The organism is Paenibacillus macquariensis, from assembly GCF_900156375.1.
Classification (GTDB): domain Bacteria; phylum Bacillota; class Bacilli; order Paenibacillales; family Paenibacillaceae; genus Paenibacillus_AQ; species Paenibacillus_AQ macquariensis.
Genome location: NZ_FTNK01000012.1, coordinates 94,966 through 120,745, shown reverse-complemented (window position 1 = coordinate 120,745; position 25,780 = coordinate 94,966). Strand labels below are relative to the sequence as shown.

Here is a 25,780-nt window from a genome sequence, read left to right as displayed (position 1 = left end):
CCTTCACTGGGGAAGAGGATTTTTTTACTTTTTCAACTGATTTATTCCAAAGATATTAGAGATTTATGGGAGGGGAGGGCAAAAAAACCGCATTGTGTTGGAGATGGAGGATAGGCTCCAAACCTATCAAGGAAATCATTAGTACTTTCGGAACTTGCCTGGTGATTCCCCAGTTATTTTTTTGAATAAAATATTAAAATAATTTGCATTTGGATATCCGATATGTTGAGCGATTTCTCTAACTGAAAGGTCGGTTTGAGCCAGCATACGTTTCGCTTCATCTATCCGGCATTTAATCATGTATTGAATGGGAGACATACCAATCTCTTCTTTGAAGATATGAGCGAGATGATAGGGACTTACAAAAACAAATGATGCTAGCATGCTAAGCGAAAGATCCTGTGCGTAATTCTCTTGGATATAATCTCTTGCATTCCGAGAGATTGTGGATATGTTGGCGGTTTCCTTCGGCTGATTAGCGATTCGTATAATGTGAATGATTATGCTTTGGAGCATGAAGGAGATTAAGTCCTGGCTGCCTAGCTTAAGATCTGTATTTTCCAGAAGCACATTTGTGAAATAACGTGAAAGGATATCATAGTTTTTCTGAAGATGGAGAATCGGATTCTTCGATGCATCTATTAAAATATCTGGCGGCATTTCATGAAGCTTAATATTACCTATTAGAATACGAATGCCTTTAAGAGGGTAATCGTCGGAAGAGCGTGTGAGGAGCTTGACTCCAGGGTTGCAGACCATTAGGTCCCCTTCCCTGACGGATACTACCTGATTGTCAAAATGAATTTCTCCTCGTCCACCTTGAATCAGAAGTAACTCCGTGAAGATATTTTCTCTGGGGCTATTATCACTGGTAATCAAATCCTGCAGATATGAAACAGAGACGAGACGTGGCGTCTCTAATAAAATGGCCGGGTTGGACATGTTTACAGAAATCACCTTCCGTCTCTAAGGGAGTGTAAAATATACAGCGCTTACAACAAATTCATGTTATCATTATTTCTAAAATCTACCATGAAATCAAGTCGAAATAATTCGACTAGCAAGAAACTGATCATTTATCACAAGATAGTTAATTTATTTTGTCTACTTGTTCCTCTAGACTTTGTGTATGAAATCAGTAAGGTCTGGTGAACGGGGATATGTACTGATACTGGAAATTCACTGAGGTGGTGAAGGCCTTGCTCTTGCAATTGAACAATTTGACCAAATCTTATTTTGGTGTGACGGTGTTGGATCATGTGAATTTCGACCTTAAGCAAGGTGAGGTGCATGCCATTCTAGGACAGAATGGAGCCGGGAAATCAACGCTAGTGAAGTTAATATCCGGGGTAGAGGAACCAGACAATGGTGAAATCTATTTGGATGGTAACCTCGTCCGAATACCATCGACACTAGAGGCGCAGAGGCTCGGAATCTCTACGATTTATCAAGAGACTGCTCTAGTACCGAATATGACGATAGCTGAAAATATCTTCTTGGGGCGGGAGCCGAAGCTATTTGGCCTATTCACCCATTACAGTAAAATGAAGCGTGAAGCGAAAAAAATCTTGAAGCAGTTGGGCTATTCCTTTCATCCTACCACGCTTGTTCGGGATTTATCGATCAGTGAGCAGCAAACCGTTGCCATTGCGAAAGCAATTTCCCGGCAATGCAGAATTATGATTATGGATGAACCTACGGCGAGCTTGACGGAACAGGAATGTGATCGATTATTTCGAATGATAGAGACGTTCAAGTCCGAAGGTGTAGGCATTATTTATATCACACATCGGTTAAAAGAGGTGCAGGGTATTTGCGATCGAGTTACGATTTTGCGTGACGGTCAGCATGTCATTACTCGCGAGGCGAAGGGTTTTAACGAGAAGGAAATTATTACCTATATAGTGGGGAAAGAGCTGTCACATTATTTCCCTCCAGTTCCTATCGAAGTAGGTGAGGAATTAATGCGGGTGGTTGGACTAGGCAAGAGAAATCAGTTTACGGATATCGATTTTACCCTCCACGAAGGTGAGATCTTAGGATTTGCAGGACTTGCCGATTCAGGAGGCTCAGAGCTTGCCAATGCTTTATTTGGTCGAGTACGAACGGATGAAGGCTCCATTTACTGGCGGAATGAAAAGGTTGAATTTAGAAGCCCAAGACAAGCTATCCATCATCGGTTTGGATTGGTGGATAGGGATCGTGCCAAGGCAGGTATGTTCTCGGATATGCCCGTTTCTCGTAATCTGACGATATCCGGTTTGCGAAGGCTGAATAAATGGCAATTTATTAACGAACAGAAGGAACAGAGCAAAGCACTAGACGCCGTCCTTCAATTGGATATTAAAATGATTGATCCTGAGCAGGAAATTAAATTTTTGAGCGGAGGTAATCAGCAGAAAGTGATGTTTGGCAGATGGCTGGTAGCAGATAGCGATCTCTATATTTTGAATGAACCGACATGTGGGATTGATATCGGAGCGAAGAGTGAACTGTATGTCGTCATCCATGAGCTTGTTCAGGAGGGCAAGGGCATGATTGTAATTTCCTCCGACTTATCGGAATTAATTGGCCTGTGCACCCGAATTCTTGTCATGCATGAGGGTCGTATCGTTGACCAGATCCTTCATGAATTTGCGACAGAGGAGCGAATACTGAGCGCAGCCTCGGGATTACAAAGCTAGGGGGAAAGGATATGCTTATCAATAAGCGGAGGATGCAATTAACCCATTTGGAGCGTATTCATGCAATCAAGTGGCTGGCAAACTACAAATCGTTGGCTTCTATGCTTATCATATTCGTTATTGCATCAATGACTAGCCATTACTTCTTCACTTGGGAAAATATGGTCAATATTGTGAGACAAGCATCGATGATCGGCATTATTGCGCTAGGCGTTCATTTTGTCGTATTACTTGGTATGTTCGATCTATCTGTTGGCTCTGTCCTTGTCATTTCTGGTACTGTGATTATGGCCAGTCAAAATGTGTTTGGTACTGACATATTCTTATCCATGATTCTCGGTGTTGTTACCGGGTGCATAGTCGGCTTTCTGAATGGCTTCATTATCGCTTATGGACGTGTGCCATCATTCATTACGACGATAGCTGCCATGTTTATCTTTCGTTCGCTTGCGCTGTGGTACGGCTCTGGCGGTGCCTTAAACGGAAATTATATCCGGTATACAGAGCTTGGTCACGGCTCAACTTGGGGTATTCCTAACCTTGTATTTCCACTGATTGTGGTAGCGGTATCCGCTCATATTATTCTTACTAAAACGTTGCTCGGTCGTTATATCTATGCGCTCGGTCAAAATCCGATGGCAGCTTCCTTAAGTGGAGCACCGACCCGATGGATTGTCATTACGGCTTTTGCTATCAGCGGTACAGCTGCAGGGATGGGAGCGGTATTCGAGACTTCACGGCTCAATTCCATTTCTACCAGCACCTCTGGTATCTTTTATGAGCTGGATGTGATGTCTGCCATTGTAATTGGTGGATCCAATCTTAAGGGTGGTAAAGGTTCGATTCTCGGTACGGTCTGCGGCGTCCTTATGCTAACGATGATCAGTAACTATATGAATTTGCAAAATGTATCTCCATATCTTCAAGGAATTCTAAAGGGGATTCTAGTTCTGGTTATATTGTATCGAAAAAGCCGTAAAGGCTAATTTTTGTTAGGGAGGCAGTTGCTCGGTTGAGCGGCTGTTTTTTTGTTTGTCCCCCGACTTAGAGATCGAGCAATCGCCTCCGCAAGATTATGTAGTTTTGCCCCAATTTAGTTAATTGTTCCAATAATTCCGATCCTTTAGAATAACCTTATAGACGAGTAGATAGGGAGCGGGTGAAACATGGTACTAGAGATGATCGGCATAAACAAAGGTTTTTTTAATGTGAAAGCGCTTAATAATGTGAGTTTGAATCTTCAAAAAGGTGAAGTTCATGCCTTGGTAGGAGAGAATGGAGCGGGAAAATCAACGTTGATGAAAATATTGGCCGGTATTTATCAGCCCGATGAAGGCGAGATACGGCTAAATGGCAAGCAGGTTATCCTCTCCTCACCCAATGTTTCTCAGAACTATGGTATTTCAATTATTCATCAGGAATTAAATCTCATTCCAAATATGACAGTGGCAGAGAATATTTTCTTAGGGCGCGAGCCTAAGAAGCTAGGATTGTTCTCGAATATCCACCATATGAACAGGGAAACGAAGAAACTCCTTGAACGATTTGATTTGAATCTGGATCCGAATGCGATTGTATCCAGTCTTAGCATCGGAGAGCAACAGATTGTTGAGATTGCTAAGGCAATGTCGAGGAACGCAGAGATTCTGATTATGGATGAGCCTACCGCCGTATTGGAAGAAAGAGAAGTTCAGAAATTATTTGATCTTATTTATCAATTCAAGAACCAAGGTGTCTCCATCATTTACATCTCTCACCGATTAAATGAGCTGAAACGTTTTTGTGATCGCTTAACCGTACTTAGGGATGGTCAATTTGTGAAGACCCTTCCGATGGAGGGACTTACGGAGAAGGAAATTGCCAATCTGATGGTTGGAAGAGAACTGAATGAATTGTATCCGGCCATTCGTAATACCATTGGAGAAGAAATTCTTCGCGTAGAGAGTCTGACACGCAAACCGAATTTCGAAGATGTTAGTTTCTCCGTCAAACGCGGTGAAATCATAGGTTTTGCAGGACTTATCGGCGCAGGGAGAACAGAACTTGTCAGAACTATATTCGGTGATTGGCGTCCGGATGGAGGAGCTATATTCTGGAAGGGCAAGAAAACGGATTTCCGCAGTCCGGAGGATGCCGTAAAGGCGGGAATTGGATTTGCAACGGAAGATCGCAAGCATACCGGGTTGTTCTTGGATATGAGCGTGAGTCAGAATATATCGGTTACCTGTACAAGGAAAGTAAGCAAATGGCACTTCATTCGGAAACAAGTAGAAGGCAAGCTTGTTCAGAGGAATATTGAGCAACTGAATGTGAAGGTAAATAAAATCACAAATCCCGTTAAAAATTTAAGCGGTGGGAATCAGCAGAAGGTTGTGTTGGCTAAATGGATGGCAGCAGAAAGTGAGCTATTCATTCTGGATGAGCCGACACGAGGTATCGACGTTGGGGCTAAAGGAGAGATCTATGAACTGATCTCACAGCTGGCTGCCGAAGGAAAGGCTGTAATCATTATTTCATCTGATCTTCCAGAGTTACTAGGAATATGTAACCGAATTCTTGTGATGTACCGTGGGCAAATCAAAGGGGAATTAGATCACTCCATTGCTAATGAACAAAATGTAATGGTGCTAGCAGCAGGCGTATAAAGAAGGGAGTTTATAAGAATGTCAAACGCAGTTACAGAACTAAATAAGACGCAAACAAAGGAAAGAAATTGGCTTAAATATTTGTGGGAACAGTACAGCGTGCTCTTTGCACTAATTGTGTTGATCATCTTTGCTTCTATCTTGAGCGAGCATTTCCTGAGTATTACCAATATTACGAACGTTCTAAGACAGGTTTCCATTGTAGGTATTCTATCTTTAGGTATGACGTTTGTTATTATATTGGGCGGAATCGACCTGTCGGTAGGCTCAGTATTAGCGATGTCAGGTACAGTTGTCATGGCATCGCAAGTGACTTATTCGACCTCTATTCCGGTTTCAATCGTGTTGGGTTTAATGTGTGGACTTATTATTGGCTTAATTAATGGACTAATGGTCACTTATGGAAAAATAACGGCGTTCATCGCCACACTTGCAATGATGACAATCGCCCGATCAATAGCTTTATTTTATGCAGATGCGGGCGCTATATCAGGACTGAATTCGACCTATGCCAAAATCGGCAACGCCTATGTATTTGGTATTCCCATCCCGGTTATTATTTTTGTGATTATGGTGTTCCTCTCGTATATCGTGCTTGAGAAGACGGTATATGGAAGACATGTATATGCAGTTGGTGGCAATGCGCAAGCAGCTCGTTTATCTGCCATTTCGGTGTTCCGTGTCACAATCATATCTTATATGATCTGTGGTTTTACAGCGGCTGTAGGCTCTATCATCGAGACATCCCGTTTAAACTCAATATCCACTTCAACCTCAGGGAATATGTATGAGCTGGATGCGATTGCTGCAGTTATTATCGGGGGCGCGAGTTTATCTGGAGGTAGAGGACGAATACTAGGTACCTTGTTTGGCGTCTTAATTCTGGGAGTGTTAAGCAATACTATGAATTTGCTCAATATTTCTCCTTACTTGCAGGGGGTGGTAAAAGGCCTGATTATCGTGGCGGCTGTCTTGCTTCAGAAACGTGATTAATTCCGGTTGAATTTATCGTACGTATACAAATTCGAATTTATTGGAGGGTCAGTTCATGTTGAAAAAAGTGAAACTATTTCCAGTGATCTTGCTTGTTGTTTGTACTGTAATCTTTTCCGGCTGTACGAGTCCGAGTACACCCGAGCCTGCTGAAACAGCCAAGAACACGCCAGTTGAGGGACAACAGGCTGCTAAAGGGGAGTATACCATTGGGATTTCTCTTCCTGCTGCTGATCACGGCTGGATGGGCGCACTGATTGCGAACGCCAAGGCTGAGGCGGAAAAACATACAAATGTGAAATACCTGCTCTACACGGCTAAAGACCCGGCGAAACAAACATCCGATATCGAAGATTTGATTACGAAAAAAGTCGATGCCGTAGTCATGCTACCAATGGAGTCCGCAGCTTTAACGCCTGCAGCTGAAAAACTAGCGAAAGCAAACATCCCATTAATCGTGCTTGACCGTGCAGTTAATACAGAAAGCTATCGTACTTATGTAGGCGGCGATAACTACGGCATCGGTTACGGCGACGCTAAATATTTGGTGGAAGAGCTTACTAAGAAAAAGGGTAAAGCGGAGGGGAAAGTGGTTGAGATCTCCGGTGTTCCATCCACAGTTACCGATTTGAGATCAAAGGGATTCCGTGATTACATTAAAGATTATCCGGGTGTACAGATTATAGCTACACAACCCGGTGATTTCACGAGAGAGAAATCGTTGAAAGCGATGGAGAACATTTTGCAAGCCAATAAAGAGATTGATGCTGTTTATTCTCAGGATGACGATATGACGATCGGTATCGTTCAAGCGATTCGTGATGCTAAGCGCGAAAAGGATATGTTCATTGTCAGCTCAGGCGGTATGAAAGAAGTGTATCAAATGATGAAAGAAAAGAGCTTACCGGAAGTCATTGTATCTTTAACTTACTCACCTACAATGGGTGGTACCGGCGTCAACATGGCGGTTAAAATATTGCAAAACGAAGGATTAGACGGTTTCTGGGAGAAATCGGTTCCTCATCATATTATTTTGGAAGCAACACCAATTACACCAGCCAATGTAGATCAATATCTAAAAGCAGACGCTAATTATTAAGCCATCGAAAGGAACGGTAGCTATGAAATTAGGGGTATTCACCGTATTGTTTAGTGATCGTCAATTGGAAGAGGCACTGGATACTGCGCAAGCAGCAGGATTGCAGGCCGTAGAAATTGGAACAGGAGGCTATGTGGGCAAGGCCCACTTAGCCCCTTCTGAACTTCTTCAAGATAAAGACGCGATTGAACGAATAAAACGGTTAACTACTGAGCGTGGTCTTACGATATCCGCTCTTAGCTGTCACGGTAATCCACTACATCCGAATAAGGAGAAGGCGGAGTCCGACCATAGAGATTTTCGGGATACGGTTAAGCTAGCTGCTCTTCTTGGAGTAGATACGGTCATTACTTTCTCTGGGTGTCCCGGAGACTCTGAGCACTCTTTATATCCTTCCTGGGTAACTTGTCCTTGGCCACCGGATTTTCTTCAAGTGTTGGAATGGCAATGGACGAACAAAGTCATTCCTTACTGGAGGGACCAATCCGACTACTGCCGTCAATACGGTGTTCGAGTTGCCATTGAAGCTCATCCTGGTTTTGTGGTGTACAATACGGAAACTGCACTGCGTTTACGCCGTGAAGCGGGAGATAATATCGGTGTAAACTTTGATCCTTCGCACCTATTCTGGCAAGGAATGGACCCCGTTGAGTGCATCAAAGTGCTCGGTAGTTCTATCTATCATATGCATGCCAAGGATACGAGTATAGATAGTAGAAATACCGCATTAAATGGTGTATTGGATGTCAAACCTTACTCGAATGAGTTGGAACGTTCATGGATTTTTCGAACAATCGGTTACGGTACTGATGAGAAGGTTTGGAAAAATATAATCAGCACGCTCCGTAAGGCCGGTTACGATGGTGTAATAAGTATCGAGCATGAGGATAGTCTGATGTCCGTGGAAGAAGGGTTGTCCAAGGCGGTTCATTTTCTGAACAAGATTATGATTGGCGATAAAGCAGGTGAGATGTGGTGGGCTTAAAAAAACCATTAAGAATTGGGATGGTCGGCTACAAATTCATGGGTACAGCCCATAGCCATGCTTACAAAGATATTGGCATGTTCTTCGATTTGGAGCATTCTGTTCAGATGAAAGCAATCTGCGGGCGAGATGAGAAGAGTGTGAAAGAAGCAGCGGAAAAGTTCGGCTGGAGTGAATATGAAACGGATTGGCGTTCCCTGATCATCAGAGACGATATTGACCTTATTGATGTGAATACGCCAAGCAATGCGCATAAGGAGATTATTATTGCTGCCGCTAAAGCAGGAAAGCATGTTTTTTGCGAAAAGCCACTCGCTTTAACGCTAGAGGATGCGAGGGAAATGCTAGAGGTTGCAGAGGAGAATGGTGTTGTTCACGCAGTATGCTTTAATTACCGCTATCTGCCTGCGGTACAATTAGCGAAGCAATTGATTGATGAAGGAAGAATTGGTGATATTCATCATTATCGCGCATCCTATTTGCAGGATTGGCTGGTTGACCCCAAATTCCCTCTTGCTTGGCGATTGCAGAAGGAGTATGCGGGCTCGGGCGCTCATGGTGATCTCAATGCACACTGTGTTGATCTTGCAAGGTATTTGATCGGGGATTTTGAGAAGGTGGTCGGTCAGCAGAAGACATTTGTCAACCAACGACCGATTCCCACATCGATGACAGGATTAACCGCTGTTGCGTCAGATGACTATGGGGATGTGACCGTAGATGATACGACTTCTTTTCTAGCACAGTTCAAAAACGGAGCTTTGGGTATATTTGAAGCCAGCAGATTTGCAACGGGATGGAAAAACGGCAATACGTTTGAAATTTACGGTAGCAAGGGTGCCATTCGCTTTAATCTGGAAAGGCTGAATGAGTTGGAAGTTTTTCTTCGGGAAGACGAACCCCATCTTCAAGGCTTTCGAACGATTTTGGCAACCGAAAGCGCGCATAAATACGCCGGTAATTGGTGGCCTCCGGGACATACTATTGGCTACGAGCATGCTTTTATCCATTTAATTTATGAAATTATTCAGAGCATGCGGGAAGGCAGTACAAGAACTTATCCTGACTTTTATGACGGCGTAAAATGCCAGCAAGTGCTTGAAGCTGTAGAGCAATCGATTCTCACTCAAGCTTGGGTGAACGTAGACAGCCTGTGAGTAGTTCAAAGCTATTTAAAAGAACCGCCAGGGAGAGCTCTCCTGGCGGTTCTTCTTCATCATACGACCGGTAGTGTGTAAATGACTAATGGCGATTGATCAGATAGGGAGTTGCCCTGTTATTATTAATCATCTTCAGGTATTACTACGCTGATAGGAGGAGGTACTGGACCAACAGAAGGCTCGAAAGCAACAACTTGTACCCCCGGAGAATGGAACTTCCATCGCATGCTTGGCATCCAGCGTTTTTCGGAGTAAAACAAGAAGCGATTATGAAGAGTGGTATAGTCGTAACCAGTCTTATGGGGGATGCTAATGTAGCAATCGAGAGAATCTACATTCCAATTAACGATTTTGTAGCCTTGTTTCTTAGCCATTTCATCTGTTCTTCGGTAATATCTCCATAAGGTGGGCGTATGAGCCTCGGGTTGTAACCAAAGATATAATGTATGATCGCATCCGTTGTTACAATCTGTTTCTGAAATTGTGACAAAGGTCTTGGTGTCATGCTTAATGCGTTAGCAGATTCTGCTGCAACTAGAAGAGCCATTGGGTTAGCTAATGTTTGGCTAAAGGAGTAAATTAAGGCTCTTCGTAAATCCGGAGGGAGAAGCCTAGTGATTTCACTAGGCTTTTTGTGTGCTGGTAATCGTGGCCTACTACAACAGGGGAAGGCTCTGAAGAAAGATATGTTGCGGCCTGACCAACTTTGGTTCTGGATTATTTTCTATGATATTGTAATAATGTAAACAGTTAAGCAAACAAAGAATTAAGTATATTAAATAATTGCCGTGTTGATAATAAAATGTATTAGTTTATGAGCAAACTCTTCAGGTTGGTCTTCTTGTACATACGTTAGTACGTTTTCTACAACCTCAAATTGTGCATCTGGAAAAATGGCGCGTACTCTTTTTCCCAACTCTATAGAGAATAATTTCTTATCATCAGCTCCCCAAATAACTAAAACAGGGTTATTGAAGAAAGAAAGTTTCTCAACTGCTTGATTGGTGAAATGTGGTGACCATCCTTTAACGACTTTTGTAAAGTCAGCTCGAGGGATACTTTTTGCTTCAGAAGAAGTTGCTACCACGTATGATTAATCATCGAATCAGGGAAATTCGTATCTTTTCCATTTATTATTTCTTGGGTAATCGCAGGAAAGCTATAGATTCGACATCTGTAAGATAGATCGTAGTCGAAGAATTAACTTGTTTGTCCTCTGAGTGAATTTTTCATATTTTTCATTACTTCTATCTAAGGTTTTGGACAATTCTTTATTGTGTGATGCATTTGGTTTATCAACGAAGAGAAAGAGACAGATTCAATGGCTAATGTAGAAGGGTTGTGATGATAGTCAACCCTTTTATCTATTTACAGGTATACGTAATAATTCTGGCACGGTCACGAAGATATAACCCTTCTTTCGAAGATTCTGAATGACTTCCGGTAGCGCTTGGATGGTGCCAGTTAGATCTGATCCGACACCTCCGCCTGCATGTTGAAGAATGATTGAACCACGACCTACAGAGGAGAGTATATTCTTCTTCACTTCATTTTTACGAAGTCCTTTCCAATCGAGAGAATCTACATTCCAGTTAACGATTTTGTAGCCTTGTTTCTTGGCCCATTTCAGCTGTTCTTCGGTAATATCTCCATAGGGAGGACGCATGAGCCTTGGGTTGTAACCAACGATATTGTGTATGATCGTATCCGTTGTTACAATCTGTTTCTGAAATTGTGATAAAGGTATCTTCGTGAATAGTGGGTGATCATAGGAATGGTTACCAATAGCATGACCTTCGCGTTTCATACGAGCGACGAGACCGGGGTATTCCTCTGCACGTTTACCAACAACAAAAAAAGTAGCTTTCACATGATATTTTGAGAGTATATTTAACACAGCTGGAGTGAACCGTGGATCTGGGACATCATCGAACGTAAGCGCAATTTTTTTGCTTCTAGGTCCTTTGGTAACAATCGTCTCTGGGAATTTACGATAAAGCTGTGATAACGATAGACCTTTGTTCTTTCGTTGATTTCGATGGTTAGAGTTCACTTCTTTAGCGTGCTGTTTAGATTGTTGTTTATGTAATATAGGATCGGATGCAAGGCATAACTTCGTTAATGTAGGAATAGACGTACCCTGTATCTCAGTATGAGCTTGGGGGATTACACCTAATATTAGAGAGAACATGAAACATAGGGCTATTTTCTTAAGCATTTAAGAGGGACTCCCTTCGAATCGAAACTGCGATGAACAATCCTTGTTGTTATTTCCGTAGTGTGTTGAAATTATGCTTGCAAAGTTTATAATAATGACAGATATGGAGAGTGCGAAGGGAGAAGATAGACGATGACGGATTTATTTACACCTTACGAACTTAAAGGGATGACATTGAAAAATAGAATTGTGATGCCGCCGATGTGCCAATACTCGGTTCATGCGGAAGATGGAATTCCGAATGCATGGCACAAAGTCCATTATATTAGTCGTGCTGTTGGAGGCGTAGGTCTCATTATTGTAGAAATGACTGGAGTAGAAGCTGAAGGACGTATTACATTTCAAGATACAGGGTTGTGGATTGATGAACAAATCCTTGCACATCAAGAGATTGTTCAAGATGTTCATCGTTATGGCACCAAGATTGGGATTCAGTTAGGACATGCGGGTAGAAAAGCTCAAGATGCACTTCCACCAGTTGCCCCTTCGGCTATACCCTTTGATGATCGCTCAAAAACCCCAAGAGCACTTACGACATTAGAAGTAAAAGAACAAGTTCAACATTTCCAAGATGCTGCTAGACGTGCTGTAGAAGCAGGGTACGACACGATAGAAATTCACGGCGCACATGGGTATTTGATCCATCAATTTCACTCGCCTCTTACGAATCAGAGAGAAGATGAATATGGAGTCGATCTGGCATTGTTCGGAGAAGAAGTTGTAAGAGCTGTGAAGGAAGTAACACCGGGAGATATGCCTATTATTATGCGTGTATCTGCAATGGAGTATGTTGAAGGTGGTTATGATCTAGCGTACTGCGCTAAAATATGTGAGCGATATCGAGATGCAGGCGTGGACTTATTTCATGTATCATCAGGTGGAGAGGGACCTATCGGATCGAATGGTGGACCCAATGCAGGGCAAGGATATCAAGTCGAATTAGCTGAAGATTTACGTTCATTACTATATGTTCCCGTGATTGCGGTTGGAAGATTGGATTCGTTCGAAGATGCTAATCAAGTGATTGAAGATCATAGAGCGGAATTGGTCGCTGTTGGACGAGGGATGCTGAAAGATCCTTACTGGGCATTACATGCTGCACAGGCATTAAATATCTCAGGGCAGATTCCTAAGCCGTATTTGAGGGGATTCTAGCAATTCCAATGTGAGGTGTGGGTATATAAAGATTTATCTCACTCAAAAAAAGAGCCTTAGAAGAGATTCTAAAGGCTATTTATCATATAAACTATTAACTGGCTTAAAGATTTGTAGTTATTTAAAGAAAGTATAGATTAGTATTTCGCCTTATAAACATAGCGATTCAAAACCTGGATTTACCATTTAAATGGTGTAGCAACCAAGTATCTGCAACATTATTTGGCTTGGTTCCGTTACTTAGATAGCAAGGAATATGAGAATACAACGTCGAACAAGAAAAATATGCTGGTAACCTTCTGCCTTTTTAATGTAAATGAAACTAATACTACTCTTCGCAAAACTTCTTTTTCAATCTAAACTAATGGGCAGATATTTCATTTATGATTACATTCTCTATTTAGGAGGGATTCGTTATGTCAATTAGTAAAAGGAAACTTATGATTTCAATTTCATTTGGTTTAAATGTTATTTTTATTGTGTGCTTATATTTGTTGTATCAAGAAAATACTGATATGAAAAAAGGAGTTATCCTTCAATATGCTATTCAGCAGAATGAAGTGCTTCTAGATTTAGAAACAGCAATTAACCATCAAGATGACAAAGTAGATTATGTTAATTCGCTAGTCGGAGCATATGCAAACATTTATCATAACTTTAATTTAACCAAAAAATATGCTTCTGTTGGTGGGTACGTGAAGATTCCTGATAATATAAATAAGTTCAATTCCCCTATGTCATCATCACCCGTAGGCTATTCTTTAAGTAACAGCGTAGCTGATGTGTCAAACGATGAAATGAAACGTAAATTTGAAATATATACCTCTTATGTTTCTCAAGTTGTAAATACACTGGATCTTCAAAATAAAATTATAGGCAAAAGTTTAAGAGAACAGTATAAAACATTAAACGAAGTTAGCGACTTAATCGATGAATTTAATTTAGAAAAGTAATAATTTATCATTACGAGTTCTAAAGGAACCTGACTGCTAGTTACCCTTTACCTTAATACATACAATAAATGAAACGTCACGGTAGAGAAAACCTCATCCGTAACGTTTTTTTGCTGTGCTGTGAAAAAGATCACTTATTTTCATAAATTCATAAGCTATCTTTAAGTAACTGGATTGTGGTTGATAGAGGAGGCTTATTCCCATGGGGAAAGTAATATCTAATGAACGTGTAAGCGAACAAGTGTATTTGTTGAAGGTAGAGAGCAACGATAACTGTCGTATGGGACAATTCTATATGTTACGTGCGTGGGGGAACTATCCGTTACTCTCACGTCCAATAAGTATATTCAACAAGAATGATGAAGGCTTAGAGTTTCTTATTCAAGTGGTTGGGGAAGGGACAGCTCTTCTAGCTGCCCTTCGTCCGGGAGACCCGGTTACTGTGGAAGGTCCATACGGGAATGGTTTTTCTGAGACACAAGGTAGAGTGGCATTGATTGGTGGTGGAATCGGCATTGCACCATTATATTACTGCGCGCAACAAATCCCGAATGCGGATATCTATCTAGGGTTCAGTAAGGAGCCTTATTTATTAGATCGATTCAGTTCTGTAGCGGGTAACCTTCATACTAATGTGGGGGGATATATCGTGGATGATGTTGATTTCCATCAGTACGATACGATTCTAACTTGTGGACCCCAAGGCATGATGAAAGCGGTCCAAACGAAACAACAATTAACAGGTTGCTCTGCACGAGTCTATGTCTCATTAGAGAATCGCATGGCTTGTGGCATCGGGGCTTGTTTAGTATGTAGCGTGTCTTGTATAGATTCTCGTAAAAAAGCTTGTACAGATGGGCCTGTGTTCGCAGCAGAGGAGGTTTTGTTCAATGATTGATTTAACATGTCGAGTAGGAAATATTGATTTTAAGAATCCGATCGTGATGGCATCTGGTACGTTTGGGTTTGGAAGAGAATACGGTCAGTTATATGATATTTCAAGGCTTGGTGGTATTAGTGGGAAAGGACTAACCTTACATCCCAAGGCGGGTAATGATGGACTAAGGGTATATGAGACGCCATCTGGCATGTTAAATAGTGTAGGGCTTGAGAATCCGGGCATTCCTTATTTCTTAGAACAAGAATGTGAGGATTGGGAGACGCTAGATACGGTTCGAATCGTTAACCTAGGTGGAAACAGTATAGATGAATATGTGCAGGGAGCTATATTAATTCAAGAAGATTATGATAGAAGACAAGCACTAGGTCGTAAAGCGGTAGATATGATTGAATTGAATATATCCTGTCCTAATGTAAAAGAAGGCGGAATAGCTTATGGTGTGAAGACATGCGCTGCACGTGAAGTAGTTCGTCAGGTGAGACAGGCTATCGCCCTTCCACTTACGGTTAAGTTATCCCCGGGAGCTGAGAATCTCGTAGAAATGGCCATGATGTGTGAATATGAAGGGGCAGATGCACTTTCTCTTATCAATACCATTTCAGGTATGAAAATAGATGTACATCGTCGTTCTAGCGTATTTCGTAACCTCTATGCAGGGCTGTCGGGTCCAGCGATCAAACCGATCGCATTACGAATGGTACATCAAGTGGCTCAACATGTGGCTATCCCCATTATGGGCATAGGTGGGATAGTCTGCACAACGGATGTCATTGAGTTCATCATGGCTGGCGCATCCGTAGTGCAGGTTGGAACTTATAACTTCATGAATCTTCGAGCTGGGGAAGATCTTATTGAGGGACTACAGCAATTCATGCAAGATGAGAATATAAAATCTTTGGACGAAATACGTGGAATATTATAGAATATTATATAGATCTTGCTGTAAAAGAAAGGCTGAAGAAGTATGCACGAATACAATCCAGAAGATATTGTAGTAACTGAAGTCCCAATCGGACGGGATATGATGTTAATCGTCACAGGAGGAACTGCACATATTGGTGCTGTGTCTACGGCATATGTAGGTCCGAGCGGTGAGATTGAAGTACAAACATCGGAGGTACCAGGGCATAAAGAACATACCATAAGTGAAGATTTAGCACTTAAAGCTGCACGGGTGCTCAATCGAACCGTAACCGTAGCGATGGGTATTCATTATGATAATATTTCGAAAGAAGAAATCATGGATATCATTGCAATCGTGAACGGTAAAATGGATGATTTTTTACGGCAAGGATCCAAACTTTGAGCTTGAATAAGGAAAAATATAAAAAAAATGAAACATTATTTTTTTTAATGCGTAAACCTTATTATAAAAAACAAACATTTTCCTAGGAGGAAACAAATTATGTCTATGTTCAAAAGATTACGCGATTTAACGATGTCAAATATTAATAGTATTATCGATAAAGCAGAAGATCCAATCAAAATGACAGACCAGTACATTAGAGATATGCATGAAGATCTTGAAGATGCTGAGAAAGCTGTAGCAGCACAAATCGCTATCGAAAAGAAATTCAAATCACTTTATGAAGAACAAGAAGCACTAGTGGCTAAGCGTGGTCAACAAGCAGCTACAGCTGCTCAAGCTCAGAACATCGATCTTGCTCGTCGTGCGTTGGAAGAGAAGAAAGCAGCCGAAGTGAAAATGGGCGAATACAAAACGAACTATGATCAGAATAAAGCAGCTGCTGACAACTTGCGTGGTAAGCTAGATGAAATGCGCAAGCAATTGACAGAGATGAAAAATAAGCGTGAAACTTTAGTAGCTCGTTACAATGCTGCTAAGGCACAGAATGAAATTAACAAAGCAATGACAGGATTCAGTACGGATTCTGCAGCAAGTGGACTTAAACGTATGGAAGATAAGATGATGCAAATGGAAGCGCAAGCTGAAGCAAGTAATGAATTAGCTTCAAGTGAGAAATCATTGGATGCTGAGTTCGAAAGCTTAAATAAAGATCAAGCGGTAGAAGATGAACTAGCTGCTCTTATGAAACAATTCGAAAAGAAATAATCTTCTAATCCATTGTGTGAATATGAGGTTTCAACAGGCGAAGGAGCCAATTTACTAAATAGGCCTCCTTCGCTTTTATATGATTAAAATAGGTCTGATGTGTAATTTGATGATATGGGGTGACGAGTTTAATGGATTTTGAGTATGTTCTAAGAGTATTAGTCTGGACAGGTGTAGGCTCAGTGTTATTGTTTGTTCTACTCTATGTAGACTCCTTATTTACGAAATACAAAGATTTCGAAGAGGTTAAAGCAGGAAATATGGCAGTTACAACACGGATGATGATGAAGCTACTAGCACAAGGATATATTCTATCAGTATCCATCTCTACCTCTAATGAACTATTAGAAGCGATCGTAGTGTCGATCATCTCGTTCCTTGTTCTTCTCGTATTGGAGAGTATCGTACGTGTATGCTTACGTGCATGGGCTAAACTCGATCTAGATTTAGGAACACAGCAAGGTAAACTAGGGTATGGCCTATTTGGTGGGATGCTTCACGTTGTAGGTGCTTTAATTATTACGTCATGTTTGTAAAAGAATACTATAGGTGAGGAGTCATAAATGATGAGTATGTTTAAACGAATTGGTAACTTATTTAATAAATCAGAACCTCCTATGAAGGAGAAAAGCATGTTAGGGCTTGCACCTGGTGATATATGTGAAGTATCGCTTGTGACATATGAAGTCGTGGGTAGAGTCCACAATCGAAGTCGTAATGCCGTTGTACTTACGTTACAGGATGGTCAGGACCTCGCTTATCTTCATATTGAAGAAAGAGAGACCTTGCAGTATGCGTTGTATAAACCTATTGATGGTAGGTTAGACAATCCTAACGAGGTTCCAAGTATTATTGATTTGGATGACAAATCTTATCATCTTGAGGAAGAATACGAAGGAAATGTGTTAGTGACTGGACGGGCACCATTTATGCAAGGTGGGGAGCAGCATGTATGGCAATATCAATCTGATGATAATTTTCTGCTTCGCATTGAATGGCAGAATGGGCGATTCATGATGTATGATGGAGAAAGTTTAATATCAGCAGATGTTAAAGTCATTCGCGCAAGCTAGGAGTGGATCATGTGAAGAAACGTTCAGTTCTTTCGATGAAATTATTGATTGTTCTTAGTTTACTTATATCTTTATTGAGTGGTTGTGGATCACCGGGCGATTTATCGAAATCCTATCCGCTTGAATCTGTGAATAAAGAGGGTACAGCAACCTCATACGTATATAGAGCTGTAGGGCAGACGGTACCGGAAGTAGCGAAAGACCTTACGGATGATCGTAAGCCGGATCAGATCTCGCCTGAAGATCCTGAACGAATGTTCCTTGTCTACGATAAAGAGTGGTATCACTTACAACAGGACCCAGTCAAAAAAGAAGATACACTTATCGAAGTGGATTCCAAAGAATATGTTCAGAAGAACTATGATTCAAGCTTCTTGCAAGGTTATATCGCAGCAAGTATCATTGGCAATCTGTTCGATTCCGTAGGTAGAAGCGGCGGTTCTTATCGTGGATATTCCAGCAAAGATGTCTATCAGCCGAAACAAGGTTCGTACCGTCAAGCAACGGTGAATGATAAGAAAATCTCTCCTCCATTAACCGTTGAGAAAAAAGGTGCGATTACCCGACGTGGAACGAGCAATAGTAGCACTACTAATGGTAAAGACGACACCATTTTCAGTCGAGGTGCGAACGATTCAACGACGAGTAAGGGTACCATTAAGCGAGGTAGTAGCGAAGGTGGATCGAGTATCTTCGGTTCTTCCAGCAGCTCCAGTAATTCCAAGAAGTCTATCAGTAAACCTAAGACCAGGTCTGGTTCAGGTAAGATAAGTAGGCGAAGTAAAAGAAGGTAAAGCGTGAAGGCGTTATTAACTATTCTATAGACAGTATACGAAGTGAGTTTTCGTATACTGTCTTTTTTATCTTTTCGTAAAATGATATGTTATATAAGACTTATATACCTATCGGAGGTTACAACATGACAGATTCTATATATAACTCTTCTAAATTTAAGCGAAAAGCACTTCAGGTAAGTGCCGCTCAATCCATGATTTCACAATACATAAACGCTGGTGCTATCGAGACGGTTACGCTGCAAGAGAGCCACGGAAGAACGTTAGCGCAAGAAATATCAGCGCCTCATCCGTATCCTCATTTTCGCCGCTCTGGCATGGATGGGTATGCGATTCGATCTGCAGATACAGATGGATGTAACAGTGATCAACCCATATGGCTCGAAGTGATCGATGAGATTCCTTGTGGTAAGGTATCCGACAAAAGAATTATGCCAGGTACAGCCTCACGTATTATGACAGGCGCACAAGTCCCAGAAGGGGCGGATGCAGTCGTTATGTTTGAAATGACAGAGGTACGCGTGGAAGAGGGAAGATCTGTTGTTGGACTGAAACGGTGTATCGAAATCGGGAAGAATATCACACCCATTGGACTGGAACTTCAGGCAGGAGAATTGATTCTTAGCCCAGGGATCAAGATTTCAGCTGGTGAAATATCGGTGTTAGCAACGTTTGGCATTCATCATGTGGCCGTATATCGGCAACCTCAGGTAGCTATTTTCTCAACAGGATCTGAGCTATTATCGGTAGATGAACCACTTCAACCAGGTAAAATTCGTAACAGCAATACGTGGATGTTAGCTTCTCAGGTCATCGAGGCAGGCGGAGAACCCGTTATTCTAGATGCCATTATGGATGATTTGTCTTTAGCACGAGAGAAGGTAGAAGAGGCACTGAATCAGTATGATATGGTCGTTACAAGTGGCGGTGTATCGGTTGGTGATTATGATATTATGGGTGACCTCGTACGTGGTGATAGTGTTGAGATGTTATATAACAAAGTTGCTATGCGCCCAGGTAGCGTGACGACAGCAGCAGTCAAAGATGGGAAGTTACTATTCGCTCTTTCTGGTAATCCAGGTGCTTGTTTCGTTGGGTGTGAATTATTCGTTGCACCAAGTATCAGAGGGATGATGGGCAATCAGAATCCTTATTTAGTGGAGTGGAGCGGGACGCTCGGAGCAGATTATTCTAAGATCAACAGCTTCACTCGTTATGTTCGGGGGAAAGTTGAGATCCGAGACGGTGTCGTATTTGCGATCCCAACCGGTATAGATGAATCAGGTGTGATGATAACCATTAAGGATAGTGATTGCTTAATTGTTGTGCCCCCAGCCCAAGAAGGATTGAAGAGTGGCGCTAAAGTTCGAATGTTGATGTTGAAATAGTGTTGTCTTTAAATTTATTGAGTAATCTCAAGCGATCAATACGCTTTGGATTACTCATTTTTTTGTCCGGAATTTGTTATTACTTTTCTCAGTAACTAAAAGACTGTTCACTAAAAAATGGAAAGTGGCACCAAAAGCGTAGGATTAAATGTTAAAGTATAGATGAGTTTGGAAAATGTTGGCTGAAAGGGATGAGATACATTAGTCCATTTTAAATCTGATCTTCAAAGGAGTCTATTCAGTGAAGCGTGTCATGAGTGCAGTTACTGCCTTTAGAAGGCTAATCATTGTTATATTCGGGATTTTATTGATTCCACAAGCGATGAATCTTATTCCATCCGACTATGGAGACAAAGCAAACATCAAACTCTTACAAGAGGATGGTCCCGTCACCACGTATGTAATCGATAAAAAAATGGATATGGATGGGGATGTATTTACGGTTGAGGATATCTACATTACGTCTAAACAGGTCGTTCTCTAGTATTCCATTAAGAAGCAAGATCGCAATGGTTGGTCATTTCCAAATACAGCTCTTACGCTAATTGATTCTAATGGAGAAGAACTGGTTTCCCATGGAGGAGGCAGCAGTGTAAGAGCGTGGGGTGAAAATTGCATCATGTATTTTGATAAAATGAAGGATCCTAATGGAGATTTGATCATTAAATATAAATGGTATGACAGAGAAGCGCTATTAAATATATCCTTGCCGAAGGAGGGTGAGGGACGATGAGAAGAAAGACTGTCATGCTCGTCGTGGAATGGTGTGTTGCTATTCTCTTTGTTTTCCTTTTCTTTAGTGGAGATAATTCGTATGTAGGTAGTTTTAGTGCTAAGCAGGCACATGAGCTCTCCGAACGAAGTTATCATTATGGACCTTCTAAAGTCCTGCGGGAAGTTCCCTTTGGTGATGATATCACTATTTATTTAGGGAAATACAAGAATTGGTTTTCTGCTGACACCGTGATTAGAAGGACTCTTGGATGGTATCCGGGTGGAGGGGTTAATGGTGTTGAGATTGATCATAGTAAGCCACTCACTTACAGCTACTCGATATCACAGCATGATAAGAAACTGAGGTTAGCACAGTTTTATGGATATGTGACCGATTCTGAGATCACAACAGTCGTGTTGAATACAGAGATTAAGGATGAAGGAAAGAGTGGGGAAGTAAAGACATCCTTAATGAGACAGGTCATCAAAGAAGACCGGATGTTCTTATTTCTGTGGAATGAAGAAGAGCTAAAGCAGACGTGGACATCGATACAAGGGTTAGATAGGGATGGAAAGGTTCGATATGAGAAGAAATTGAACTGAGAAGCATTTCAATTTAAGGAGATTAGAGGAGGGTTATTATTATGAACAAGAGGAATATCATTGTCATTCTATTTCCTGCATTAGTCATGGCTATTATATCTATAATTACTTCAACTCAGATGTTTGGTCTGTCTGACCTAGATGCTAAATCGCTAATTTTAGCTGGATTAGTATTAATATTTCCTGTCCTATTTGTCTTACAAGGAGTCCTATGCGCTGTTACCCGTTCGAAGGTCGTAATAACATTAGTCGTTTCCATAGTTACTTACATCCTAATTATGTTCGTATTCTTAAATAGTTCAGCATTCATATACCTAATCGTGTATTTAGTCATGTGGGCCATTGGATATTGGATAGGTAAATATATAATTAGATCGAAAGCAATTACTAATAATTAGACTATTAAATGCAATAGAAATAAAAGGATCTCCCTTATTCATTAGGAGATCCTTTTATTTCGTAGATCAATCAATAGCAACTTCTATTGTTTTTCTTTCATAAGGATCGGCATAGAAAATTTTGTTATCTACGATGTGAAGATAAAATGTTTTATCATCTCCGAGCTTTTGTGTTTCATGGTCAATGAGGTTGATTCGGTATAACTTCTTGCTGTATTCGGAGTGATTTGTGTAATATAACCAGTCACCATGCACGTTAATATCTCGAGCATTGTGATCTGAGATTTTAGTAAGTGACTTCCCGTCAGTGCCCATTGAGTATAGCTTAGTATTGTAATTGAAGAATAAAGTATTCACTTTAACATCAACACCAGAGATAGACCCCTCTAATATTTTCTTTTTGTTGTTTCCGTCAACGTCCATAACAAAAAGTTTGGACAAATAGATCGTGTAATAGATTTTCCCATCTACCACAGCGATACTAGATACTTCATTCTTCTCAAGTAATTGGTTTGATGTACCGTCTGTCTTCATGCGATATAGTGGCATAAACATAGATTTTCCTTTTGTGTAATAAATCCAGTCGCCAACAACAGACATTAAGCGTGGCCCTCCCAATCCTAATTCCATCACAATCGCTCGGTTAGTCCCGTTAATATCTGATTTATATATGGTGTTTCCACTTACATAGTATAGTTTTCCGTTAACAATATTTAGGTTAGTTACAAATACATCATCGTTTACTTTTTGCTTATCAGTTCCATCTAACTTCTCCTTATAAATTGATCCTTGGTCAAGTGGGTTATTGAAAAATATCCAATCTTCGTAACTCGCATTCAAGCCCCCATTGTTAAGGTTTCCGATAGAATTGCCTGGGATAGCAGGGGATTGAATCGGAGACTCATGAGTAACAATGGACACATTATTATTGCTGTAATTTAGGTTTGCACCAAATGCTTCGGAGAGAAATCGAAGGGGTACTAACGTCCTGCCGTCTTTTACAATGGGGGCGGTTGTAAGTGTGAACTGTCCTTGATTCTTCTGAACTATCTTGGAACCAATAGTTAATGTAATCTTGGTGCTGTCCTTGTTCAAGATCAACTTTTTGTTATTCCATGTGGTTATTGTGCCTCCGAGCTCATCTACTACAAATCGTAGAGGAACAAGAATGGTACCATGATCATTCATTGGCTTTACATCGAATGTGATCAGATGGTCATTTACAGAAACTGTGGTCAACTCGTTGTTAGTCGCATTAATGATGCTTGTACCTGAACCTAATAAGTAAAAAGAGGAAAGTAGAACCATGATCCATTTCTTCAATAGAGAGACCTTCTTTCAATAATTTATTATGTAATATATAAAACGTATAGATCCGAAATAAGTTGCATCTACTAGACTTCAGCTCATTTTTGATAATTTAAATCTAGCGAAAGGCTTACGTACTAGCATTTTCTATTAACGGACATAGGATAAGAGTGTTATCAAATCCAATATTGCTAGGAGAGGTTTAAATGAGAGTACTAAAATCTTCAACCATCAAAAAAGCGGTGCGTAGTGTAAAGAGAATTACAAGATCGACAGCATTGGTGATGTATAGAAAACAATTATCACGGTTTCATAAGACTAAAGCTGGAAATAGCATTATCATCACTCAGCGTAATGTAGTTATTGGTACAGATGATACTTGGTTTAATGCAGTGCAAATTGATAGAAATCCTAGTTGGGTTGTGGTGCCAGATGCAAGATACGTCTGGAGTTCGCGTGATCAGGGTGCAGAGGTTGCTGTTATCTCCAAACAGTTCAGTCTCTCATCAAGAAGAAGTGTTCGAAACGCAAGCCTTTTACTGTCTGTAGATAATTACGCTATCGTGCTTATCAATGGACAATTCGTTGTATATGATACTCCGCAGGCTACGCCGTCTTTCTTTAATCCTGGACGTACTTTTGATGTACGGCGCCTCTTGCGCAGAGGTGAGAACGATATCGTAATCATAGCATTTAACTTTGGTGGCCGTAGAACGGTTGATAATCCAGCGGGTGTCGCTGCAAGGCTCTCTATTCGCCAATCCTAGAATTCACCAAAAGAAAAAGGATAGAGCATCAGATTATTTCTGACGACTCTATCCTTTTTTTTGAGTAAATTTAAGAGGTAGCACACTAACTGGCGAATATTATCGTATATGCTAAAACTCTATGTGGACTCCGCCCGACGCTCAATCGCTTCAGACATCGTCTTATCGGTTAGATGTGCATATACTTCAGTCGTCTCAGTGGATGCATGACCTAATTGTTCTTTCGTCTTATAGATATCATTCTGCAGATAATAGTCAGTTGCAAATGAATGGCGTAATTTATGAACGGTAAGGAAGGGTTTTCCAAATCGTGTAGCGTATTTAATAATCATGGCCTGAACGGCACGTTTGGTCATTCGTTTGCCTTCTTGTTGCCCGTTAGGAACGGTGAGAAATAGAGCCTTTTCTTTCTTAGGTGCATGATATCGTACATGTCTAAGGCTAAGGTAGAGGGCTAAATCATCCTTTGCTTGTTCACGGAAATAGACGGGTGTTTTATAAGTTTCATCATTGTTACCCTTACGGAATATGTATATCATTTTGTTATTGAAATCTAGATCATCCATGTTAAGATTAATGACCTCAGAGACACGTAGACCTGAATTTAGTATGAGACTAGCGATACAAGCATCTCGTTCTTTGTTTAGTGCATAGGAGTACAATGCTTGTTTGTTCTTAGCTACGTCTAACCCATACCCTTCGAGAATATATCCTATGAACTCAAGCAATTCTTCATCTTCAAGGATTTTACCTTTTAGCTTGGCTGCGGTGTCTTTAGGTTTGTGAATCCGTTTCACTTCCACTTTGGCCATGATATTGCGCTTCAATAGTGGGTAAAATTCCTCATCTTCGGCAATCTGGCTTAGATAATGGAACAATGACCGTAGGGAAGATAGCTTACGAGAAATGGTGACTTTAGCGTTGGCACCTTCACGTCGAGTTGTCAGATAAAGTCTGTAACTCACGATATTCTCCATACGTAACATTTCCAGTTCCGTCAGAGTTATCTTTCTATTATGATCGGCTTCTGAGAGAAGTTCTCCTCGTAACCAATTGAAGAATGTCTCGTAATCTCGAACATATTCTAGTAACGTTGAAGGCGACAGATCAGGCAACTTATAATCCATGAACTGCTGCACGAACCAAGGCATGTCAAGAACCTTTTCATCTAGTCGTTTGCGATCGCTTATCTTTTGAACATTCACTGACATCACCCCTTGCTAGTTAGAACTCTAGTTACTATTTTACCATAGGAAAAGAGAGAAGTCTTAGTCGTATAAAGTATAGGTTCAAGGGCATATTGCGAGGAGGGACTAGAAAGTTATATAGTGTAAACATACAAGTATATGCCAATGGAGTGAACCTATGGAAATGAAGATGGAATTGGTGCAACCTGAGCGTAAGGAAATAATCGATCACTTAATGCAGTTCTATTTATATGACTTCACGAGCTACTTGGATATGGATGTCGCACCGAATGGGAAATTTCATCCTTATCCGGATTTGAATTCGTACTGGAATAACAGGGAAGGCAGATATGCCTATCTGATTACGGTTCACAATATACCGGCTGGATTCGCATTAATTGAACAACTTCAGAATTCTCTAGAGGGGGATTATTATATGACGGAATTTTTCATTATGAAAAAATATCGTCGAAGCGGGTTAGGCACGTGGGCAGCGAATGAGTTGTTCTCACGACACAGAGGAAATTGGAAAGTGACTCAAGTAAGTAATAACATCACGGCGCAAGCATTTTGGCAAAATGTAATTCGTGCTTACACCGGGGGTGATTTCAGACAAAAGACACGTTCAGACAACGGGCATCTCAGTCAGTATTTCAAATCTTAGTCCGCTTGAATGATAGG

29 protein-coding genes are annotated in these 25,780 nt (G+C 40.9%); 23 read left to right on the top strand and 6 right to left on the bottom strand.

Translation table 11 applies throughout. The features are described from left to right. Nucleotides 1–138: 138 nt before the first annotated feature. Complete coding sequence (locus BW961_RS19915; protein WP_068586352.1) at nucleotides 139–942, bottom strand: helix-turn-helix transcriptional regulator; 804 nt, start codon at nucleotides 940–942, stop codon at nucleotides 139–141. Nucleotides 943–1,199: 257 nt separating this feature from the next. Here BW961_RS19915 and BW961_RS19910 point away from each other — a divergent pair, with 257 nt between their 5' ends. The 8 genes from BW961_RS19910 to BW961_RS19875 all read left to right on the top strand — a co-directional run bounded on the left by BW961_RS19910 (nucleotide 1,200) and on the right by BW961_RS19875 (nucleotide 9,970). After that, entirely contained in the window at nucleotides 1,200–2,684 is a 1,485-nt protein-coding gene (locus BW961_RS19910) for a sugar ABC transporter ATP-binding protein (protein WP_212568136.1), read from the top strand. 11 nt (nucleotides 2,685–2,695) lie between these two features. After that, complete coding sequence (locus BW961_RS19905) at nucleotides 2,696–3,670, top strand: ABC transporter permease (RefSeq protein ID WP_082867499.1); 975 nt, start codon at nucleotides 2,696–2,698, stop codon at nucleotides 3,668–3,670. Nucleotides 3,671–3,850: 180 nt separating this feature from the next. Then, nucleotides 3,851–5,329, top strand: a complete 1,479-nt coding sequence (locus tag BW961_RS19900; RefSeq protein WP_068586359.1) for a sugar ABC transporter ATP-binding protein — start codon at nucleotides 3,851–3,853, stop codon at nucleotides 5,327–5,329. An 18-nt stretch (nucleotides 5,330–5,347) separates the two neighbouring features. Then, entirely contained in the window at nucleotides 5,348–6,322 is a 975-nt protein-coding gene (locus tag BW961_RS19895) for an ABC transporter permease (protein ID WP_068586361.1), read from the top strand. Between the two features lie 55 nt (nucleotides 6,323–6,377). Further along, nucleotides 6,378–7,421, top strand: coding sequence for a substrate-binding domain-containing protein (locus BW961_RS19890; protein WP_211269766.1), 1,044 nt, complete (start codon nucleotides 6,378–6,380; stop codon nucleotides 7,419–7,421). 22 nt (nucleotides 7,422–7,443) lie between these two features. Next, nucleotides 7,444–8,406 carry a sugar phosphate isomerase/epimerase family protein gene (locus BW961_RS19885; protein WP_068586363.1) on the top strand — a complete coding sequence of 321 codons (963 nt, stop codon included), beginning with the start codon at nucleotides 7,444–7,446 and terminating at the stop codon, nucleotides 8,404–8,406. A gap of 20 nt (nucleotides 8,407–8,426) precedes the next feature. Then, nucleotides 8,427–9,563 (top strand): Gfo/Idh/MocA family protein, encoded by a 1,137-nt coding sequence (locus BW961_RS19880; RefSeq protein ID WP_068586661.1) that lies wholly within the window; start codon nucleotides 8,427–8,429, stop codon nucleotides 9,561–9,563. A 212-nt stretch (nucleotides 9,564–9,775) separates the two neighbouring features. Next, nucleotides 9,776–9,970, top strand: coding sequence for a hypothetical protein (locus tag BW961_RS19875; RefSeq protein ID WP_068586364.1), 195 nt, complete (start codon nucleotides 9,776–9,778; stop codon nucleotides 9,968–9,970). On the opposite strand, the gene BW961_RS31765 is transcribed toward BW961_RS19875, so the two are convergent. The 3 genes from BW961_RS31765 to BW961_RS19865 all read right to left on the bottom strand — a co-directional run bounded on the left by BW961_RS31765 (nucleotide 9,898) and on the right by BW961_RS19865 (nucleotide 11,784). Continuing rightward, nucleotides 9,898–10,071, bottom strand: coding sequence for a polysaccharide deacetylase family protein (locus tag BW961_RS31765; RefSeq protein ID WP_326111187.1), 174 nt, complete (start codon nucleotides 10,069–10,071; stop codon nucleotides 9,898–9,900). The genes BW961_RS19875 and BW961_RS31765 overlap by 73 nt on opposite strands. Nucleotides 10,072–10,341: 270 nt before the next feature. After that, nucleotides 10,342–10,653, bottom strand: a complete 312-nt coding sequence (locus BW961_RS19870; RefSeq protein ID WP_068586366.1) for an alpha/beta fold hydrolase — start codon at nucleotides 10,651–10,653, stop codon at nucleotides 10,342–10,344. 273 nt (nucleotides 10,654–10,926) lie between these two features. Continuing rightward, nucleotides 10,927–11,784 (bottom strand): polysaccharide deacetylase family protein, encoded by an 858-nt coding sequence (locus BW961_RS19865; protein WP_068586369.1) that lies wholly within the window; start codon nucleotides 11,782–11,784, stop codon nucleotides 10,927–10,929. A gap of 132 nt (nucleotides 11,785–11,916) precedes the next feature. Here BW961_RS19865 and BW961_RS19860 point away from each other — a divergent pair, with 132 nt between their 5' ends. The 13 genes from BW961_RS19860 to BW961_RS19800 all read left to right on the top strand — a co-directional run bounded on the left by BW961_RS19860 (nucleotide 11,917) and on the right by BW961_RS19800 (nucleotide 21,837). After that, on the top strand, nucleotides 11,917–12,939 hold the full coding sequence (locus BW961_RS19860) for an NADH:flavin oxidoreductase/NADH oxidase (RefSeq protein WP_068586372.1): 1,023 nt from the start codon (nucleotides 11,917–11,919) through the stop codon (nucleotides 12,937–12,939). 416 nt (nucleotides 12,940–13,355) lie between these two features. Next, complete coding sequence (locus tag BW961_RS19855; RefSeq protein ID WP_068586377.1) at nucleotides 13,356–13,892, top strand: hypothetical protein; 537 nt, start codon at nucleotides 13,356–13,358, stop codon at nucleotides 13,890–13,892. A 202-nt stretch (nucleotides 13,893–14,094) separates the two neighbouring features. Continuing rightward, nucleotides 14,095–14,790, top strand: coding sequence for a dihydroorotate dehydrogenase electron transfer subunit (locus BW961_RS19850; RefSeq protein ID WP_068586380.1), 696 nt, complete (start codon nucleotides 14,095–14,097; stop codon nucleotides 14,788–14,790). Continuing rightward, nucleotides 14,783–15,715 (top strand): dihydroorotate dehydrogenase, encoded by a 933-nt coding sequence (locus BW961_RS19845; protein ID WP_068586383.1) that lies wholly within the window; start codon nucleotides 14,783–14,785, stop codon nucleotides 15,713–15,715. The genes BW961_RS19850 and BW961_RS19845 overlap by 8 nt, the downstream gene beginning before the upstream one ends. A gap of 42 nt (nucleotides 15,716–15,757) precedes the next feature. Next, nucleotides 15,758–16,099 (top strand): prenylated flavin chaperone LpdD, encoded by a 342-nt coding sequence (gene lpdD / locus BW961_RS19840; protein ID WP_068586386.1) that lies wholly within the window; start codon nucleotides 15,758–15,760, stop codon nucleotides 16,097–16,099. Between the two features lie 99 nt (nucleotides 16,100–16,198). After that, a complete protein-coding gene (locus BW961_RS19835) occupies nucleotides 16,199–16,867 on the top strand; it encodes a PspA/IM30 family protein (RefSeq protein WP_068586390.1) in 669 nt (222 codons plus the stop codon). A 131-nt stretch (nucleotides 16,868–16,998) separates the two neighbouring features. Further along, nucleotides 16,999–17,403 carry a DUF350 domain-containing protein gene (locus BW961_RS19830; RefSeq protein ID WP_068586393.1) on the top strand — a complete coding sequence of 135 codons (405 nt, stop codon included), beginning with the start codon at nucleotides 16,999–17,001 and terminating at the stop codon, nucleotides 17,401–17,403. Between the two features lie 30 nt (nucleotides 17,404–17,433). Next, nucleotides 17,434–17,940 carry a DUF4178 domain-containing protein gene (locus tag BW961_RS19825; RefSeq protein WP_068586396.1) on the top strand — a complete coding sequence of 169 codons (507 nt, stop codon included), beginning with the start codon at nucleotides 17,434–17,436 and terminating at the stop codon, nucleotides 17,938–17,940. A gap of 11 nt (nucleotides 17,941–17,951) precedes the next feature. Then, nucleotides 17,952–18,734 (top strand): DUF4247 domain-containing protein, encoded by a 783-nt coding sequence (locus BW961_RS19820; RefSeq protein WP_068586399.1) that lies wholly within the window; start codon nucleotides 17,952–17,954, stop codon nucleotides 18,732–18,734. 125 nt (nucleotides 18,735–18,859) lie between these two features. Continuing rightward, entirely contained in the window at nucleotides 18,860–20,122 is a 1,263-nt protein-coding gene (locus BW961_RS19815; protein WP_068586403.1) for a molybdopterin molybdotransferase MoeA, read from the top strand. 241 nt (nucleotides 20,123–20,363) lie between these two features. Beyond that, the gene (locus BW961_RS19810; RefSeq protein WP_068586407.1) at nucleotides 20,364–20,606 is read left to right on the top strand and encodes a hypothetical protein; all 243 of its coding nucleotides are present in this window, start codon (nucleotides 20,364–20,366) and stop codon (nucleotides 20,604–20,606) included. A gap of 245 nt (nucleotides 20,607–20,851) precedes the next feature. After that, nucleotides 20,852–21,439 (top strand): hypothetical protein, encoded by a 588-nt coding sequence (locus BW961_RS19805; RefSeq protein WP_068586411.1) that lies wholly within the window; start codon nucleotides 20,852–20,854, stop codon nucleotides 21,437–21,439. A gap of 41 nt (nucleotides 21,440–21,480) precedes the next feature. Beyond that, nucleotides 21,481–21,837, top strand: coding sequence for a hypothetical protein (locus BW961_RS19800; RefSeq protein ID WP_068586414.1), 357 nt, complete (start codon nucleotides 21,481–21,483; stop codon nucleotides 21,835–21,837). Between the two features lie 66 nt (nucleotides 21,838–21,903). On the opposite strand, the gene BW961_RS19795 is transcribed toward BW961_RS19800, so the two are convergent. After that, nucleotides 21,904–23,160: a DUF5050 domain-containing protein gene (locus tag BW961_RS19795; RefSeq protein WP_068586417.1), complete on the bottom strand. Its 1,257-nt coding sequence runs from the start codon at nucleotides 23,158–23,160 to the stop codon at nucleotides 21,904–21,906. 191 nt (nucleotides 23,161–23,351) lie between these two features. Between BW961_RS19795 and BW961_RS19790 the strand changes: the two genes are divergently transcribed. Beyond that, the gene (locus BW961_RS19790; protein ID WP_068586421.1) at nucleotides 23,352–23,912 is read left to right on the top strand and encodes a hypothetical protein; all 561 of its coding nucleotides are present in this window, start codon (nucleotides 23,352–23,354) and stop codon (nucleotides 23,910–23,912) included. Nucleotides 23,913–24,031: 119 nt separating this feature from the next. On the opposite strand, the gene xerS is transcribed toward BW961_RS19790, so the two are convergent. Further along, nucleotides 24,032–25,117, bottom strand: a complete 1,086-nt coding sequence (gene xerS, locus BW961_RS19785; RefSeq protein ID WP_068586424.1) for a tyrosine recombinase XerS — start codon at nucleotides 25,115–25,117, stop codon at nucleotides 24,032–24,034. A 160-nt stretch (nucleotides 25,118–25,277) separates the two neighbouring features. Between xerS and BW961_RS19780 the strand changes: the two genes are divergently transcribed. Further along, nucleotides 25,278–25,763, top strand: a complete 486-nt coding sequence (locus BW961_RS19780; RefSeq protein ID WP_068586426.1) for a GNAT family N-acetyltransferase — start codon at nucleotides 25,278–25,280, stop codon at nucleotides 25,761–25,763. Nucleotides 25,764–25,780: the final 17 nt, after the last annotated feature.